Below are 15642 nucleotides of genomic sequence, written 5' to 3' on the forward strand. Positions count from 1 at the left end.
GCTCAAATTTTCAGTTCAGTTATTTAAGAGTTGAGCTGGAATAGCGACATCTTAGACATATCAGTGAAGGTCTTATAAGACGCCTGCAGTGCCGTTTGTTGCATGGTGTAGCTGGAGATCGCAGAGGTGTAATCGACATCCACCAGGTTGCTCATCTGTGTGGCCATAATGGTGTCATTGGTATCACCTTGTGCATCAAGGGTATCCACTTCATCCATTTTGATCCCGACATCAGAACGCACGGCCAACACATTGTTGAGGGAGTTGCTCAAACCACGGTTGGTCTTGTCCATTGCGTCCTGGAACGTCTGCTTAGTCGCATCATCGGCATCATCCTGTGGCACCTTCAATGCAGCAATTGCGGTATCCAGCATGGTGAATAGATTGGTTTCGCTGTCAGTACCATCCGGTTCGGCTTTGGCATTGCTGGTGATAGACATGAACACTGAGTCGCCGGTATTGCCGACGGTCATCGTGCGGCTGTCGCTGATCTTCTGACTGATCGCATCGTCGCTGCCAACATAGGTGACGCCTGTGCCTGTGTCGCTGAATGGTGCCGATTCGGTTTTATAACCGGCAAAAATATAGCGGCCACTGGCATCCTGGCTATTAGCCAGACCCAACAACTGATCGCGCAAACCTTGTAACTGAGTAGCCAGAGATGCACGGTCATCGTCACTCAATGTACCAGTGGAGGCATTGACGATAGTGGTCTGCGCTGACTGAATGGCTGAGGTCACGCCCTGTAATGTATTTTCTTCAAGCGACAAACTTTGATTCGCAAAAGTGCGCGCAGTGGCGTACTGGCTGCTCTTTGCTTGTGACTGCGCCAAAATGACCGAGCTTGCCGCTGCGATCGGGTCATCAGACGGATTATTAACGCGCAGACCACTAGAAAGCTGTTCGCCTACTTTTAACCATGAAGATTGGGAACCAGTGATACCGCGTACCTGCTGGTCAAAAATCATATTCGTGCTTAAACGCATGGGTTTTTATCCTCTGTTGACTTAGCCGCGGATATCCATCAGCGCATTGAAAATGGTGCTGGCGGTTTGCAATACCTGCGCATTCGCCATGTAAAACTGCTGATACTTGGTCAGGTTGGCGTACTCTTCATCGAGGTTGACACCCGAAACTGATTGCTGACGATCGGTTAACTGAGTCACTACGCTCTCTTGGGTCGTGCTTGCCGTCTCCAGTGAGCTGGTTTTGTTACCCACGGTGCTGACGATCGTGGCATAGGCTTGTGCCAGGGTGGCATTGCCATTTACCAGTTTTGAGTTCTGCAGGTCGAGCATTTTCTGCGCGTTGGTGTTATCACTTTCACCGCTGGTCGCAGAGGATGCGGCGGCGATCTGTGATTCATCCGTTATCGCGACTGACATTCCACCGATGACGTCCTGCACCGGCTTCACCAGGAAACTGTCTTTGGCTTGCGCGTCACCAGTGACCGTCAGGTTAAGACCATCAAAACTTAACGTGGTGTTGCCGTCAGTGTCTGTGCCCGGCGTGGCGTTAACTTTGACGTTGTCTGACATACGCGTGACCGACCAATTAGTACCGTCATAACTCACGGTATAATTTGAAGCTTTCAGCGCACTGCTGTCCGACCATGCTGCGGTGACCTCTGCGGTGCCGGTGTTTTTGGTATTGCTCACCACCGTTGGGCTGCCGATGGTAAAGAAGTTTGTGCCCTGATCGCCGTTGCTGTCGTAACCGGCGGTTTGAACCGCGTTAAAGCTGGTGGTGAAAGCGGCCGCCAGCTGGCCCAATTGATTTTGTGCAGTGTCGAGATCCTGAGTTCGGAAAGCCAGTAACCCGCCTAATGAACCGGTGGTCAGGGTTTTTTCTGGAATCTCGACATTGCCCGCAGACTTATCAACATAACCTACAGTGGTGCGCGATGGATCGCTGCTGGATGGCATTGCGACCAGTTGCGTGGTGTTTTTACCGTTGACCAACGTGGTACTACCCATAGAAACGATGTAGCTGCCATCCTGCTGAGCGACGGTGACGCCGACCACGTTATTGAGGTTATTCACCAGTTGATCACGTTGGTCCAACAGGTCATTAGGCGCCGAACCATCTGATGTGGTGAGTTTGGCAATTTGCGCGTTGAGATCGGCAATCTGACCGGTGTAAGTGTTGATCTGATCAACACTGGATGAAATATCCGTGTTGACGCTGCTTTGCATGTTGGTCAGATATTGCGACGTGGTCTGGAACTGATTCACCAACCCTTGCGCATAGCTCAGCATCGATTGACGCGCTGAAGGATCGTTAGCATTACTGACCACGTTTGACACGTTGGTAAAGAAGCTTTGAATAGATGTCGACAGGCTGGTGGTCGAGGTTGAAAGCAGATCGTCGATATTAGAGATCTGAGAATATTGGGTGTTCACCGCACTATAGTTGGCGCTGGAACCGCGTAACTGGGCGGTAATGAACTGATCATATTCACGCTGCACGCCAGTGACGTTCACGCCATTGCCGTAATAACTGTTGCCCGATAACGTGCTGTTTGCCTGATTTAACAGGATAATCTGACGTGAGTAGCCCGCTACCGTGTAGTTACTGATGTTATTACTGGTGGTGCTTAATGCGGCCTGTGCGGCGCTCAGCCCACTCATCGCTGAGTTAATTATGCTGGACATCTCGGTTCCTTAATTTCCCGTTAACCGGGCTGGCAGTCATCAGTGCGATTGTGCGGGCCATAACGCCCGCAGCTTATGTTGGTTATCGGCGTGCTTAAGTGAAACTTGAGGCAAAAAATCAGAACAAATCGGTGATATCCTGGCTGTACGCCTTTACCACTTTTTCGCCCATGTTTTTGAATTGTTGGATCATTCCCACCAGCTTTTGCGCATACTTCGGATCGGTAGCGTAACCTGCCTCTTGCAGGGCGCGTGCACCCTGCTCCGGCGTAGCGGCGTTGGCCACCGCGGCATAACGTGGGTTATTGGAGAGCAGTTTGACGTAGTCACTCAGCGCCTCCATATAGGAGCCGTAGACGCGGAAGGTGGCCCGGACTTTGTGTGCCACGCCGCCCTCATATTCCGTGGTCATGATATCGGTGGTGGCGCCTTTCCAGTCGCCACCGGCTTTGATGCCAAACACGTTGTAGCTTGGCTTGCCATCACGCGTCAGAATCTGACGTTGCCCCCAACCCGACTCCAGCGCGGCCTGCGCCAGAATCAAGTGATGAGGGATGCCACTCTGCTGACTGGCGACCTGCGCCGGTTGCGCCAGCTGCGAGATAAAATCGCTGCTGTCCGCAGGCAAACTGGAAGGTGAAACCGGCAAGCGTGGTACCGCCTTGCGTACCATCTGCTCTAACTGGTTCGAAGGCAGATTGCTGTAGATGAAGCTGTTATCCAGCTTCATCGGCACTGTCCCTGCGGTTTCATCCGGTTCCTGCGCTGGCTGCATCTGCTTGACGATAAGGTCCGCCATACCCAAACCACGTTTTCCAATTTCCTGTGCAATCTGCTGATCGTACATTGAGGTATACATGCGTGTGGAATCGCTGCTGAAGATGCCATCTTTCGGCAAGGCTTCACGCATGCTCTTCAACATCATCTGTACGAACATCCCCTCAACCTGTTTCGCCACCTGCAGCGCCTTTCCTTTTGGATCGGTGGCAGCTTCACGTTTCAGATCATTGAGTGAGCGGCTGTCAAACGCCGCATTCATCATCGATTGCGTATCAGTCATCAGATGATTTCCAGTTTGGCGCGCAGACAGCCTGCACTTTCCATCGATTGCAGAATCGACATCAGCTCAATCGGTGTGGCACCCAAGGCATTCAGCGCACGCACCACGTTGTTGAGGTTGGCGCTGGAATTCACGCGCTGCAGTGCCCCGCCACTCTGACGCACATCGATCTGCGTATTGTTGGTGGTTACGGTCTGTCCACCGGCGAACGGCGTGTTCGGCTGGCTGACGTTCTGCTGCTGGTTCACGGTGACGGACAGGTTACCCTGCGCAACGGCACAGGTGTTCAGCGTCACTTCGCGGTTCATCACGACAGAACCGGTACGGGAGTTGATGATCACCTTGGCATCTTCCAGCGGCACAGAAACGTCAATGTTCTGGATTTCAGAGAGCAAACGAACCTGCGAGCTGTTGTTTGGCGATACGCGAATCTGCACCGTGCGCGCATCCAGAGGTTGTGCTGACCCCATGCCACGGCTGTTAATGGCATCGGCGATGCGCTGCGCCATGGTGAAATCTTCATTATTCAGCTGCAGGTTAATGGTGTTTTGGCTGCCAAAGTTGCTCTGCAACTCACGTTCTACCGTCGCCCCGCCGGTGATACGCCCACCGTTCAACTGGTTGACCTGCACACTGCTGCCGCCTGCTGATGCGCCCGCACCACCGACCAGGATGTTACCTTGTGCTAAGGCGTAAACCTGGTTATCGACGCCTTTCATCGGCGTCATCAACAGTGTACCGCCGCGTAAGCTTTTGGCGTTACCCAGTGAAGAGACCACCACATCGATGTTTTGTCCCTGGCGCGCGAAAGAAGGCAGTTTGGCCGTCACCATTACCGCAGCCACGTTTTTCAACTGCATATTGGTGCCGGTGGGTACGGTGATACCTAACTGCGACAGCATGTTGCTGACAGTTTGTGTGGTGAATGGGGTTTGCGTGGTCTGGTCACCGGTTCCGTCCAGACCAACCACTAAGCCGTAACCGATCAGCTGGTTATCGCGCACGCCCTGCACGGAAGTCAGATCGCGGATGCGGTCAGCATGAGCAACCAGGCTGATGCCAAGCAGTAAGCTCAGGCCCAGACGCAGCAGAGTGTTTATTTTCATCATTACCTCGATTACATCGGCGAGACGTTCAGGAAGAAACGCTGGAACCAGCCCATGGTCTGCGCCTCATTGATATAGCCATTTCCGACGTACTCAATACGTGCATCGGCCACCTGCGTTGACAACACGGCGTTGCTGGCGCTGATGGTGCGTGGGTTAACCACACCAGAGAAGCGAATAAATTCGGTGCCCTGGTTGATTTCGATCTGTTTTTCACCGACGACGCGCAGGTTGCCGTTCGACAACACCTGATTAACCGTGACGGTGATGGTGCCGGTAAAGGTGTTATTGGCGGTTGCGCCACCTTTGCCAGCGAAGTCATTTTTGCCGGTTGCATCGACGCCCACTTTCTCGCCGCTGGCACCGACCAGTCCATTCAGCCCCGTCGGCACGCCGGTCACGCCAAAGCTGTTGCTGCCATCGCGGCTGGCGTTGGCGGAAGAACTTTTGCTGGCGCTGACATTTTCTTGCAGCGTGATGGTCAGGGTATCGCCAATGTTGCGAGGACGACGATCCTCAAACAGTGGCTGGTAGCCGTAGTTCAGCGGCGCCACGCCCTGGAAAATAGAACCGTTAACCACCGGTGGTGCAGACGGCGTCGGTTCCGCCGTGGTCGCGCCTTGTACCAGTGGCGTGCGCGGTACCAGCGCACAACCGTTAAGTGTCAGTAGCAGCGTGGCTACTAACCAATGCCCAGGCTTGAGAATCACTTGCTTCGCCACGGAGTTCTGACCTTATTCATGTTCTTAATCGGGCCAGCTAAGCTGGCCCAAAGACACCAGATTAGATCTGGGTTAATTTCTGCAGCATCTGATCAGAAGTTGTGATCGCTTTGCTGTTGATTTCATAAGCGCGCTGCGTCTGGATCATCGTCACCAACTCTTCCGCCACGTTGACGTTTGAGGTTTCGACATAACCCTGATACAGCAAGCCCGCGCCGTTCTGGCCCGGCGTACTTTGTGTGGCCGCACCGGATGCCTGAGTTTCCTGGTAAAGGTTTTCCCCCAGGCTATCCAGACCGGCATCGTTCATAAAGGTGCTCAGCGTCAGCTGACCCACCTGTGCCGGGTTCGTCTGCCCCTGCTGCGTCACGCTCACCACACCGTCACGCGAGATGGTGATGCTGGTGGCGTTAGCAGGAATGGTAATCCCTGGCTGCACCGGATAACCGGCGTTGGTCACCAACTGGCCATTCTGATCGACCTGGAATGAGCCGTCGCGGGTGTAAGAAGAGGTGCCATCTGGCATCTGCACTTCGAAATAACCCTGACCGTTGATCGCCACATCTTTCGAGTTGCTGGTCTGCGACAGGTTGCCCTGGGTATGCAGGCGTTCGGTGGTCACGGGACGTACACCGGTACCAATCTGCAAACCCGATGGCAGCGTTGTTTGTTCAGAGGACTGAGTACCCGGCTGACGCAGCGTTTGGTACATCAGATCTTCAAACACCGCACGTGAACGTTTAAACCCGTTGGTCGACACGTTGGCGAGGTTGTTCGAGATGACGTCCATATTGGTTTGCTGGGCATCAAGACCGGTTTTCGCGATCCACAAAGAACGAATCATGCTGTTTTCCTTACGCCTTAGCTGCTCATGTTGAGCAGTTGATTGGCTTTCTGTTCGTTTTCATCGACGTTAGTGATGACTTTCATCTGCATCTCAAAACGTCGGGCGTTGGCGATCATATCGACCATGGTTTCCACCGGCTTGACGTTGCTGCCCTCCAGCACGCCCGGCATCACGGCAACAGTCGCATCATTGGCCAGTGCCGCACCGCGTGTAGCCTGCGTGGCTTGGGTCGGACGGAACATGCCGTCGTCGCCACGCTGCAGCTCTTTCCCCGTGGCGCGAACCAACTTCAGCTTGCCGATTTGTACCGTGGCATTTGGCGCATCACCCGCATTACGCGAAGTGATGGTACCGTCAGCGGCGATAGTCAGTTCGGAGCCTTGTGGAATAGCGATTGGACCGCCATCGCCCATCACGGGATTGCCTTGAATGGTCAAAATACCGGTCGAGCTGATCTGCATGTTGCCGTTGCGGGTATAAGCTTCTGAGCCGTCAGCAGTACGCACCGCCAGCCAGCCATCTTGCTGTACCGCCACATCCAGCGGGCGCCCGGTGTTGTCCATCGCGCCGGGCGTCATGTCCGCGCCCGGCGTGGAAGCCGCCACCAGAGTACGCGTTGGCAGCGACCAGCCATTCACCGGCACCGCGCGCAACGCGTTGAGCTGGGCACGAAAACCCGGCGTTGAGGCGTTGGCGAGGTTGCTGGCGGTCACCGACTGCTGTTCCATCGTCTGACTGGCCGCGCCCATCGCGGTATATATTGCGTGATCCATAGTGCAATCCCGTTAGCGTATTAACGTAAGTTGATCAGAGTGTTGAGGATCTGATCCTGCGTTTTGATGGTCTGGCTGTTCGCCTGATAGTTACGCTGCGCAACGATCATGTTGACCAGTTCTTTACTCAGATCAACGTTGGAAGCTTCCAGAGCGCCTGAGGTCAGTGAACCGTAAGTGCCGGTGTTCGCCAGACCAATCGCTGCCTGACCTGAAGAGTTGGTTGCCGACCAGACGTTATCGCCCTCTGACTGCAAGCCTTCTGGGTTAGAGAAGCTGGCCAGCACGATTTGACCCAGTAACTGCGTTTTCTGGTTGGAGTAGGTACCGGTGATGGTGCCGTCATCGTTGATGGCATAGCTGGTCAAATCGCCTGGTGCATAACCATCCTGAGTCGGGTTACCGAATGAGGTGGTGCCGGTGTTCTGCTGCGCACTGCCCAACAGGCTCAGGCTGATCACCTGGTTAGCAGCCGCGCCGTTGGCGGCAGTCGCTGTTGCTGATGGGTTCAGCGTCAGTGAAACGGTGCTGGCGGTGCTGGCACCGCTGCTGTCTGTCACACTGGTCAACTGGCCGTTGGTGCTGAACTGCATATTGAAGCTGCCCAGGTCATCGCCAGTGGTAGAGTCAAGCGCATGTACGGTCCAGCTGTTGCTCGCAGAGTCTTTGACGTAGTACAAATCCAGCGAGTGGTCGTTACCCTGTGAGTCATACACAGTTACAGTACTTTTCGCGTTATAGCTATCCACGTCAGACGCACTGAAGGTGGTTACGGTTGGCACGGTATCAGTCGAGTTCAGGTTTGAGACCAGGCCTGCCGTGGTGGTGGCGCGCGCGGCCATCTGCGTGGTCGGGACGCTCAATGCCACTGGGTTAGCACCGGTTTGAATGGTTGGCGGCGTACCGGTTGCCGGGTAGCCTGTCACGCTCATACCTTGGGTGTTTACCAGATTACGGTTTTCGTCCAAAGTGAACTGGCCATTACGTGAGTAATACACGCTGCCCGCTGCATCGGTCATACGGAAGAAACCGTTGCCGCTCAGTGCCACATCCAGACCACGGCTGGTTGAGGTGGTGGTACCGTCGTTGAAGTTCTGGATTACCGCAGCCACTTTAGTACCCATACCGATGTCAGAACCCGCGAACATATCGGCAAAGGAGATGGTGCTGGATTTGAAACCTGCAGTGGCGGAGTTGGCGATGTTGTTACCGATGACATCCAGGTTACTGGAGGCCGCATTCATACCACTTACAGCTTGAGAAAAAGACATAGCGTGTCTCCTGCTTAAATTGAGTTAGAGAATCTGACGAACTTCATCAAGAGTGGCGGAGCCCATGGTGCCGAGATCCAGTTTTGCGGTGTCATCGACCGTACTCACGCCATTGACGTAGGCATAGTTGAGCGGCTGGGCCACCAGTTGTGTGCTGCCGTTACTGGCGGCGATCGAAACAGAATATTTGCCGTCGGCCACGGTTGCGCCATTGGCATCAGTGCCATCCCACGAGAAGGCATGCACACCTGACGTCAGTGCGCCCAAATCGATGGTGCGAACCACTGTTCCGTTGGCATCTTTGATGGTGGCCGTAGTCGCAGTGGAAGCGGTGGTCAGTTCCACACCGAATGGTGTGGTGGTGCCGCTTCCAACCAAAATCTGGCTGCCATCGATCATCACGCCATGACCAATCAGCGTGGTGCTTTGCAAGGACTGGCTGGTGGTCAACTGACCGGAAATGGAGCCCAGGGTGGTATTCAACTTCTCAATACCACTCAGGGTATTGATCTGTGCCAGCTGGGTGGTGAGCTGGCTGTTATCCATCGGATTGGTTGGGTCCTGGTTCTGCAACTGCGTTACCAGCATGGTCAGGAACTGGTTCTGCAGGTCCTGTGCACTGTTGCCGGTATCGGTAGAACTGGAAGAACTGAGGACCGTTGGGTCAAGATTGGCGTTAACGCCTACTGCTACACTCATGATCGTGCTCCGTTATTGACCCATGGTCAGGGTTTTCATCATCATTGACTTCACCGTGTTCAGCACTTCGACGTTGGCCTGATAGCTGCGCGACGCTGACATGGTGTTAACGGTTTCTGAGACAACATCCACGTTTGGCATCTTGACGTAGCCCTTCTCATCCGCCATCGGATTGCCCGGGTCATACACCAATTTGGCGGGGGTTGGGTCGTTGACCACGCCAGCCACTTTGACACCGCCCGTTGCCGCACCCGGTGCCGCATCGGTCTGGAAAATCACCTGCTTCGCCACGTAAGGCTGGCCATCCGGTCCGGTGACGCTGTCGGCGTTGGCCAGGTTACTGGCGCTAACGTTGAGGCGCTGAGACTGCGCCGTCATTGCAGAACCGGCGATATCAAAGATATTCAGCAATGCCATGATTATTGCCCCTGCAGTACGTTCATCATGCCTTTGATCTGGCTACTGATGAGGGTGAGATCGGTTTGGTATTTCAGGCTGTTATCAGCAAACTGCGTACGTTCCCGATCCATATCCACGGTGTTGCCATCCGCGGCAGGTTGATCGGGTATGCGATACATCAGGTCCATTGACGGCTGAGAATTGGTCTCAGCCGCAATGTGACGAGAAGAGGTCACCTTCAGCGCCATGCTGCTGCCTTCGGCGCGACCGTTCTCCATTACCTTGCTCAGTTGGCTGGCAAAGTCGATATCCCGCGCCTGGTAGCCCGGGGTATCGGCGTTGGCAATGTTTGACGCCAGGATTTCCTGACGCTGAGCACGCAGGTTTAACGCTTCTGTACCAAATCGCAGCGCGGCATCGAGTTTGTCGAGCATGCTTCCTCCGCGAATGAGAATTTTGAGCTGACAGCTTAAGTGGACAAAAGCAAGGGTGATCGTCTGAATAGCAGCAAAAATAACGGCTATTTTTGACATTGAATTTTTCGCGCGAAGAGTAGACTCAGGCCATCTTCTCGACAGGAGGCGTTTATGCGCAGATCTTCACCCTTGCTGGCCACCCTTTTGTTGGCCATCGCGCTGCCCGGCTATTCAGCGGATTTGACCGCTCAGTTAACCCAGTTTTTCAAAGCGCGCGATCCGCAGCACGCGGCGGGTATGACCGTAGTGATTCGCACGCCACAAGAACAGTGGCCGACGTGTGATACGCCGGAGCTGCAGCTCCCGGGCAACAGCCGCCAGTGGGGTAACCTCAGCATTTCAGCTAACTGTGCGCAGAATCGTCGCTTTTTGCAGGTGCAGGTGCAGGTCACGGGGCAATATCTGGTGGCCAGTCGTCAGGTGATGCGCGGAACAACGCTCGACCCAAATGATTTCCGCATGGAAACTGGTCGTCTGGATGAATTGCCGCCACGCGCGCTGTTTGACCACAACAGCGTGGCCGATGCGATTGCGCTGCGCGATATCCCCCCTGGACAGGCGGTAACCGCTTCCATGTTGCGTCAGCCATGGCGTGTTAAAGCGGGTCAAAATGTGATGGTAGTGGCGAGTGGAAACGGGTTTAATGCCAGCAGCGAAGGACGTGCGCTGAACAACGCCAGCGCAGCTCAAATGGTGCGTGTACGCATGGGAAATGGGCAGGTGGTCAGCGGTCGCGTCGACGCGGATGGGAATATTCTGATATCGCTATAAAGCGTTAAAGAACCCTGCTGTTCTGCCGATAGAGATATCAACAAAGACATTACCCTATGCTGACTCAGTTGGCTGACCCCCAACTGACCTTACAGGAGCAAGACCATGAGCATCGAAAGAACGCAACCATTAAATCCGGTGAGCACTGTACAGTCTCGCGACACCAACGACAACAGCAGCAAAGTGCGTCAAACCGCCACGTCTGCCACCACAACTACCACCAGCGAAAGCGGTGCGGAAGTGAAGTTGAGTGCCGCTCAGGCGCAGCTGATGCAGCCTGGCAGTAAAGACATCAACACCGCACGTGTTGAACAACTGAAGACCGCCATTCGTAATGGTGAACTGAAAATGGATACCGGTAAGATCGCCGATGCGCTGATCGCCGATACCAAGGCGTATTTAGAGGGTAACTGATCCCAATGGACAATCTGCTGACCACCTTAGAAAAAATGCAGGATGTGCTGGCTTCACTCACTGTAGTGATGGATGAAGAGCAACAACAACTTTCTGCCGGCCAGGTTAATGGCAACCTGTTACAGCGCATATCAGAAGACAAAAGCGCGCTGCTGACCACGTTGAATTATCTGGACGAAATGCGCCGTAATACCGAAAAATCGCTCGGTACGCAGGCGCCTTATGGTGGTCACAGCGATCGTGAACGCCGCTGGCAGAGCATTCAGCAGCATACCCGCCGTTTGCGTGATACCAACACGCACAATGGTATTCTGTTGCAACATCAAATCCGCTATACCCATGATGCGCTGGCGGTGCTTAAACCGCATCAGACGCAGGCGTTTTACGGCCCAGATGGATTAGGCAAGGGTCAGGCGACCTTGAGTCGCAAAGGGTAAAAAGAAAAAATCCCGCCGAAGCGGGATTTTTTTTATGCCAGCGTGCGGCGGGCAAAATCCTTGGGTCGGAAGCCGAGCAAGCCCAACATCACAAAGTAGGCGCCGCCACCGATGGCGCACACCGCCGCCAGACGCAGCAAACGCCACCACATCTGCCCCTCTTCCCACGCCGGCATCACGTACAGAATGCCGAGCAGTGCAGCGGCCATCACCACCACCGCAATAAACAACCGCACAAGGAAGCTGAGCCAGCCAGGCTGCGGCTGGAAGATATCTTGCTTACGTAATTGCCAGTAAAGCAGCGCGGCATTAAGACAGGCCGCCAGACCAATCGATAATGACAGCCCAGCATGCTTAAGCGGGCCAATAAAGGCCAGGTTCATCAGCTGTGTCATGATTAGCGTGACGATAGCAATTTTAACCGGCGTTTTGATGTCCTGACGGGAATAGAAACCGGGTGCCAGCACCTTCACCACAATCAGCCCCATCAAGCCCACCGAATACGCGACCAGCGCGCGTTGCGTCATGGCGGCATCAAACGCCGTGAACTTACCGTACTGGAACAAGGCCACTGTCAACGGCCCGGAAAGAATGCCCAATGCCACCGCGCTAGGCAGCGCCAGCAGGAAGCACAAACGCAAACCCCAATCCATTAAACGCGAATATTCGTCATGATTACCGCTGGCAAAACTCTTCGCCAGTGACGGCAACAAAATGGTGCCTAATGCCACACCCAGTACGCCGGAAGGGAATTCCATCAGTCGGTCCGCATAGTACATCCAGGATACCGAACCGGAGACGAGGAAGGAGGCAAAAATGGTGTTGATGATCAACGAAATCTGACTCACCGACACACCAAGAATGGCTGGCCCCATCTGACGCATCACACGCCATACGCCCGCATCACGCAGATTAACGCGAGGCAGCACCAGCATGCCAATTTTCTTCAGATGCGGCAGCTGGTAGAAGAGCTGCAGGACGCCCCCCACCACCACGGCCCATGCCAGTGCCATCACCGGCGGATGGAAGTGTGGCGCGGCAAACACGGCAAAACCAATCATGCTGATATTCAGCAGCGTAGGGGCAAACGCGGGCACCGAAAAGCGATTCCAGGTATTCAGGATCGCCCCCGCCAGGGACGCGAGGGAGATCAGCAGAATATAAGGAAAGGTCACGCGTAACAGCGAACTGGTCAGGGCAAATTTATCCGCTGTATCGGCAAATCCTGGCGCCGTCACGATAATCACCCAAGGTGCGGCAATCATGCCCAGCACCGTCACCACCGCCAACACCAGCGTCAGCAAACCCGAGACATAGGCGACAAACACGCGCGTGGCGTCTTCACCCTGTTTACTCTTGTACTCAGCGAGAATGGGCACGAACGCCTGTGAAAATGCGCCTTCGGCAAAAATACGGCGCAACAGATTCGGCAGCTTGAAGGCAACGAAGAAGGCATCGGTGGCCATCCCGGCACCGAAAACCCGGGCCACAATGGCATCACGGGCAAAACCCAGCACGCGGGAAAACAGCGTCATCGAACTGACCGCAGCCAGCGATTTCAACAAATTCATAGTGTGTGGCGCATCCTGAAAAGTTTCGGATAAATGAGCAACTTAGCGCGGACATCCTGTGATGTCCGGCGATAGTCTACTGCCACAGCGGGAAATGACCAGCATTGAGTGTTACAAGGGGTTATTCCTGTTCAGCATCTCGCCACAGTTTTTCGACCCAACGCTGCGCCGCCAGCGCCTGTTCGCCACTGGTTTCAGGCATCGTCTGATTTTCTACACACTGGATAAAATGGTGTGCCGCACCGCTGAATCCACGCTGCGTCAGGTGGTCTTGCCAGGCTGGCGGCGCGCTGCGATACAAACCGCTGCTGTTCTCTTGCTGCCAGTCACGCATTTCGTTGATTTCGATATAGTCGCCGTCACAGATAGCACTGACCACTTCACGCTGAGTGCCGGCACGCCGATGCATGCTGGTGGTGATTTGCAGCGCACCTGCCGAGAAGTGATGCTCCGCGTACAACATTGCACCCTCGTCATTAGTCTCAATGTGGCCTTGCTCGCGCGTCAGCTTGCCCCCCGCCAGCCACAGTGCGGTATCAACCACATGCAGATAATCATCCAGCAGGGTAAAACGCAGATCATGAGGGCCGACGCTATCCGCACGATGTTTCTCAATGCGCAATGAGGCTGCACGCGGCATTTCACTTTTCAACTGCTGATAGCGTGGCGCAAAACGGCGATTGAACCCCACCATCAATTTACGTTTCCGCTTCTCCGCCAACGCCACCAGGGTTTCAGCTTGCTGCAAGGTTTCGGCTAAGGGTTTATCGACACAGACATCTTTACCCGCCAGCAGCAGTGCTTGCACCACCTCAAAATGGCTGGCGGTACTGCTGTGCACAAATACCGCGTCACTGGCCGCGGCCAGTGCATCGAGCTGACTAAAATAAGGCATACGGTAGCTGTCGCAGATCGGCTGCGCTTTTGCCTGATTGGGTGAAAAAGCCCCGGCTAACTGCCAGCCTGTTGCCTGAGACAACACCGGCAACCAGGCTTTCTGTGCGATGCCGCCTAGTCCCACCATGCCAATACGCAGCGTCATCTTAATGCTCCTGTTGCAGCAATTGTTCCAGCTGCGCCACGCGGGCTTCTAACTGTGCAACCCGTGTAGCAAGATCGTCGTGGTTAACTGCACTGACGTTTTCTGATGCCTCTTCCAGCACATCACCAGCGAAAAGGTGCATGTAGCGGCTTTCGCGTTTTCCCGGCTCACGTGCAAGGCGCACCACCATCGGGCCATCATCCCGCGTAATTAAGTCATTGAGCGTCTGCTCCACTTCGTTCATGTCGCTAAACTCATGCAGACGGCCACTGCGGGTACGCAGCTCGCCTGGCGTCTGCGCACCGCGCAAGAACAGCAAGGTCAATACCGCGACTTCGGCACTGCTGAGTTGCAGGTTGCCAAACGCCGAGTTGCAGAAGCGCTGCTCATATTTACTCACGCGCTGACCAAAACCGCTATTGGAGGTCACCAGATGCTTCTTCACCAGCTCATCAAGCTGTGACTGCACCTCCATTTCGCTGAGGTTCATCACCGGTTCGCGGTTGGATTTTTGATTGCAGGCGGTGACAACGCCATTGAGGGAGAGTGGATACTGTTCGGGCGTAGTGACCTGCTTTTCCAGTAGGCAGCCAATAACGCGCAGCGCCTGAGCAGAGAGTGCCATCTTCATTTTCAAGTCCTTATTATTGTCCACGACGATCCGGGGTCCAGTCGCGCCAGGTGAGCGCCGTGAGGACATGATCCTGCCAGCGTCCATCAATCAGCAAATAGTCTTTCGCATAACCCTCTTTCTCAAAACCGAGTCGTGCCAGCAGATCGCCACTGCGTTGATTATGCGGCATATAGTTGGCCATGATGCGATGGATACGTTGCTGGCGCTGCATATAGCGAATCGCCGACTGCAGCGCTTCAAACATCATGCCCTGCCCTTGCCACTTTTCGCCCAGCGAATAGCCGAGATAACAGGCGTGAAAGGAACCACGCAGCACATTACTGAAATTCGCGACGCCGCGTATTTCATGCTCTTCCTGGTCCATCAACACAAAATAGTAGGCAGACCCCTGTTTATGCATATCAGCGATCAATCCTAAACGCGCCTGCCAGCCGGAGGGATAGCAGTGGCTTTCATCACGCACCGGCTCCCAGGGTTTGAGAAAAACGCGATTTTCGGCGTAATAATCCGCCAGTCGCCAGGCATCGCGTTCGTGCACTAAACGAACCACCAAACGGTCGGTCGTGAGGCGCACGCGTGGGCCAGCAGAACGATAGCCAAACATCATGACTCCTGAAATCCATAACTTTAAGAAAGATGTACGCCAGCGGCGATACTTCTCACTATAACCGCCACCTTGGCTGCGGTAAAACCCTTGCCATAGGGCAAAGTGATTCTTCCCGATTCAGGATTAATATTCCTGCTCATGCGATTAAAAAATATCATC

18 protein-coding genes are annotated in these 15642 nt (G+C 54.5%); 3 read left to right on the top strand and 15 right to left on the bottom strand.

Translation table 11 applies throughout. The annotated features are described in order from the left end of the window. Positions 1–23: 23 nt before the first annotated feature. The 11 genes from flgL to flgB form a co-directional block, all read right to left on the bottom strand. Positions 24–986 (bottom strand): flagellar hook-associated protein FlgL, encoded by a 963-nt coding sequence (gene flgL, locus LK04_RS11350; RefSeq protein WP_039333652.1) that lies wholly within the window; start codon positions 984–986, stop codon positions 24–26. Positions 987–1007: 21 nt separating this feature from the next. Continuing rightward, positions 1008–2654, bottom strand: coding sequence for a flagellar hook-associated protein FlgK (flgK, locus tag LK04_RS11355; protein ID WP_039333650.1), 1647 nt, complete (start codon positions 2652–2654; stop codon positions 1008–1010). A 118-nt stretch (positions 2655–2772) separates the two neighbouring features. Further along, complete coding sequence (flgJ, locus tag LK04_RS11360; RefSeq protein WP_039333648.1) at positions 2773–3714, bottom strand: flagellar assembly peptidoglycan hydrolase FlgJ; 942 nt, start codon at positions 3712–3714, stop codon at positions 2773–2775. After that, entirely contained in the window at positions 3714–4820 is a 1107-nt protein-coding gene (locus LK04_RS11365; protein WP_102136034.1) for a flagellar basal body P-ring protein FlgI, read from the bottom strand. The genes flgJ and LK04_RS11365 overlap by 1 nt, the downstream gene beginning before the upstream one ends. Positions 4821–4831: 11 nt before the next feature. Continuing rightward, positions 4832–5542: a flagellar basal body L-ring protein FlgH gene (locus tag LK04_RS11370; RefSeq protein WP_039333644.1), complete on the bottom strand. Its 711-nt coding sequence runs from the start codon at positions 5540–5542 to the stop codon at positions 4832–4834. A 61-nt stretch (positions 5543–5603) separates the two neighbouring features. Next, on the bottom strand, positions 5604–6386 hold the full coding sequence (gene flgG / locus LK04_RS11375; RefSeq protein WP_039333642.1) for a flagellar basal-body rod protein FlgG: 783 nt from the start codon (positions 6384–6386) through the stop codon (positions 5604–5606). 17 nt (positions 6387–6403) lie between these two features. Then, the gene (locus tag LK04_RS11380) at positions 6404–7162 is read right to left on the bottom strand and encodes a flagellar basal body rod protein FlgF (protein WP_039333640.1); all 759 of its coding nucleotides are present in this window, start codon (positions 7160–7162) and stop codon (positions 6404–6406) included. A 20-nt stretch (positions 7163–7182) separates the two neighbouring features. After that, on the bottom strand, positions 7183–8433 hold the full coding sequence (gene flgE / locus LK04_RS11385) for a flagellar hook protein FlgE (RefSeq protein WP_039333638.1): 1251 nt from the start codon (positions 8431–8433) through the stop codon (positions 7183–7185). Positions 8434–8457: 24 nt separating this feature from the next. Continuing rightward, entirely contained in the window at positions 8458–9132 is a 675-nt protein-coding gene (gene flgD, locus LK04_RS11390; RefSeq protein ID WP_039333636.1) for a flagellar hook assembly protein FlgD, read from the bottom strand. A gap of 12 nt (positions 9133–9144) precedes the next feature. Further along, complete coding sequence (gene flgC, locus LK04_RS11395; RefSeq protein WP_034830669.1) at positions 9145–9549, bottom strand: flagellar basal body rod protein FlgC; 405 nt, start codon at positions 9547–9549, stop codon at positions 9145–9147. A gap of 2 nt (positions 9550–9551) precedes the next feature. Continuing rightward, a complete protein-coding gene (gene flgB, locus LK04_RS11400) occupies positions 9552–9965 on the bottom strand; it encodes a flagellar basal body rod protein FlgB (protein WP_039333634.1) in 414 nt (137 codons plus the stop codon). A 153-nt stretch (positions 9966–10118) separates the two neighbouring features. Here flgB and flgA point away from each other — a divergent pair, with 153 nt between their 5' ends. The 3 genes from flgA to flgN all read left to right on the top strand — a co-directional run bounded on the left by flgA (position 10119) and on the right by flgN (position 11629). Beyond that, complete coding sequence (gene flgA, locus LK04_RS11405) at positions 10119–10778, top strand: flagellar basal body P-ring formation chaperone FlgA (RefSeq protein WP_039333632.1); 660 nt, start codon at positions 10119–10121, stop codon at positions 10776–10778. A gap of 105 nt (positions 10779–10883) precedes the next feature. Further along, a complete protein-coding gene (gene flgM / locus LK04_RS11410; RefSeq protein ID WP_039333630.1) occupies positions 10884–11192 on the top strand; it encodes a flagellar biosynthesis anti-sigma factor FlgM in 309 nt (102 codons plus the stop codon). Between the two features lie 5 nt (positions 11193–11197). Next, positions 11198–11629, top strand: a complete 432-nt coding sequence (gene flgN / locus LK04_RS11415; RefSeq protein WP_039333628.1) for a flagellar export chaperone FlgN — start codon at positions 11198–11200, stop codon at positions 11627–11629. A 32-nt stretch (positions 11630–11661) separates the two neighbouring features. On the opposite strand, the gene murJ is transcribed toward flgN, so the two are convergent. The 4 genes from murJ to rimJ all read right to left on the bottom strand — a co-directional run bounded on the left by murJ (position 11662) and on the right by rimJ (position 15480). Continuing rightward, positions 11662–13200 carry a murein biosynthesis integral membrane protein MurJ gene (murJ, locus tag LK04_RS11420; protein ID WP_039333626.1) on the bottom strand — a complete coding sequence of 513 codons (1539 nt, stop codon included), beginning with the start codon at positions 13198–13200 and terminating at the stop codon, positions 11662–11664. A 121-nt stretch (positions 13201–13321) separates the two neighbouring features. Beyond that, positions 13322–14242, bottom strand: a complete 921-nt coding sequence (locus LK04_RS11425) for a Gfo/Idh/MocA family protein (protein WP_039333624.1) — start codon at positions 14240–14242, stop codon at positions 13322–13324. A gap of 1 nt (position 14243) precedes the next feature. Then, positions 14244–14873: a DUF480 domain-containing protein gene (locus LK04_RS11430; RefSeq protein ID WP_039333622.1), complete on the bottom strand. Its 630-nt coding sequence runs from the start codon at positions 14871–14873 to the stop codon at positions 14244–14246. A gap of 13 nt (positions 14874–14886) precedes the next feature. Continuing rightward, positions 14887–15480: a ribosomal protein S5-alanine N-acetyltransferase gene (rimJ, locus tag LK04_RS11435; RefSeq protein WP_039333620.1), complete on the bottom strand. Its 594-nt coding sequence runs from the start codon at positions 15478–15480 to the stop codon at positions 14887–14889. Positions 15481–15642 lie beyond the last annotated feature (162 nt).

It is taken from the genome of Pantoea vagans, assembly GCF_001506165.1.
In the GTDB taxonomy this organism is placed as follows: Bacteria; Pseudomonadota; Gammaproteobacteria; order Enterobacterales; family Enterobacteriaceae; genus Pantoea; species Pantoea vagans_C.

Bases quoted from the DNA above. Each gene is read 5' to 3' on its own strand.
- flgG (WP_039333642.1), bottom strand. From the start codon at position 6,386: ATGATTCGTTCTTTGTGGATCGCGAAAACCGGTCTTGATGCCCAGCAA.
- rimJ (WP_039333620.1), bottom strand. From the start codon at position 15,480: ATGTTTGGCTATCGTTCTGCTGGCCCACGCGTGCGCCTCACGACCGAC.
- LK04_RS11380 (WP_039333640.1), bottom strand. From the start codon at position 7,162: ATGGATCACGCAATATATACCGCGATGGGCGCGGCCAGTCAGACGATG.
- flgD (WP_039333636.1), bottom strand. From the start codon at position 9,132: ATGAGTGTAGCAGTAGGCGTTAACGCCAATCTTGACCCAACGGTCCTC.
- flgC (WP_034830669.1), bottom strand. From the start codon at position 9,549: ATGGCATTGCTGAATATCTTTGATATCGCCGGTTCTGCAATGACGGCG.
- flgJ (WP_039333648.1), bottom strand. From the start codon at position 3,714: ATGACTGATACGCAATCGATGATGAATGCGGCGTTTGACAGCCGCTCA.
- flgN (WP_039333628.1), top strand. From the start codon at position 11,198: ATGGACAATCTGCTGACCACCTTAGAAAAAATGCAGGATGTGCTGGCT.
- flgL (WP_039333652.1), bottom strand. From the start codon at position 986: ATGCGTTTAAGCACGAATATGATTTTTGACCAGCAGGTACGCGGTATC.
- flgB (WP_039333634.1), bottom strand. From the start codon at position 9,965: ATGCTCGACAAACTCGATGCCGCGCTGCGATTTGGTACAGAAGCGTTA.
- flgE (WP_039333638.1), bottom strand. From the start codon at position 8,433: ATGTCTTTTTCTCAAGCTGTAAGTGGTATGAATGCGGCCTCCAGTAAC.
- LK04_RS11425 (WP_039333624.1), bottom strand. From the start codon at position 14,242: ATGACGCTGCGTATTGGCATGGTGGGACTAGGCGGCATCGCACAGAAA.
- flgM (WP_039333630.1), top strand. From the start codon at position 10,884: ATGAGCATCGAAAGAACGCAACCATTAAATCCGGTGAGCACTGTACAG.
- LK04_RS11430 (WP_039333622.1), bottom strand. From the start codon at position 14,873: ATGAAGATGGCACTCTCTGCTCAGGCGCTGCGCGTTATTGGCTGCCTA.
- flgK (WP_039333650.1), bottom strand. From the start codon at position 2,654: ATGTCCAGCATAATTAACTCAGCGATGAGTGGGCTGAGCGCCGCACAG.
- murJ (WP_039333626.1), bottom strand. From the start codon at position 13,200: ATGAATTTGTTGAAATCGCTGGCTGCGGTCAGTTCGATGACGCTGTTT.
- LK04_RS11365 (WP_102136034.1), bottom strand. From the start codon at position 4,820: ATGAAAATAAACACTCTGCTGCGTCTGGGCCTGAGCTTACTGCTTGGC.
- flgA (WP_039333632.1), top strand. From the start codon at position 10,119: ATGCGCAGATCTTCACCCTTGCTGGCCACCCTTTTGTTGGCCATCGCG.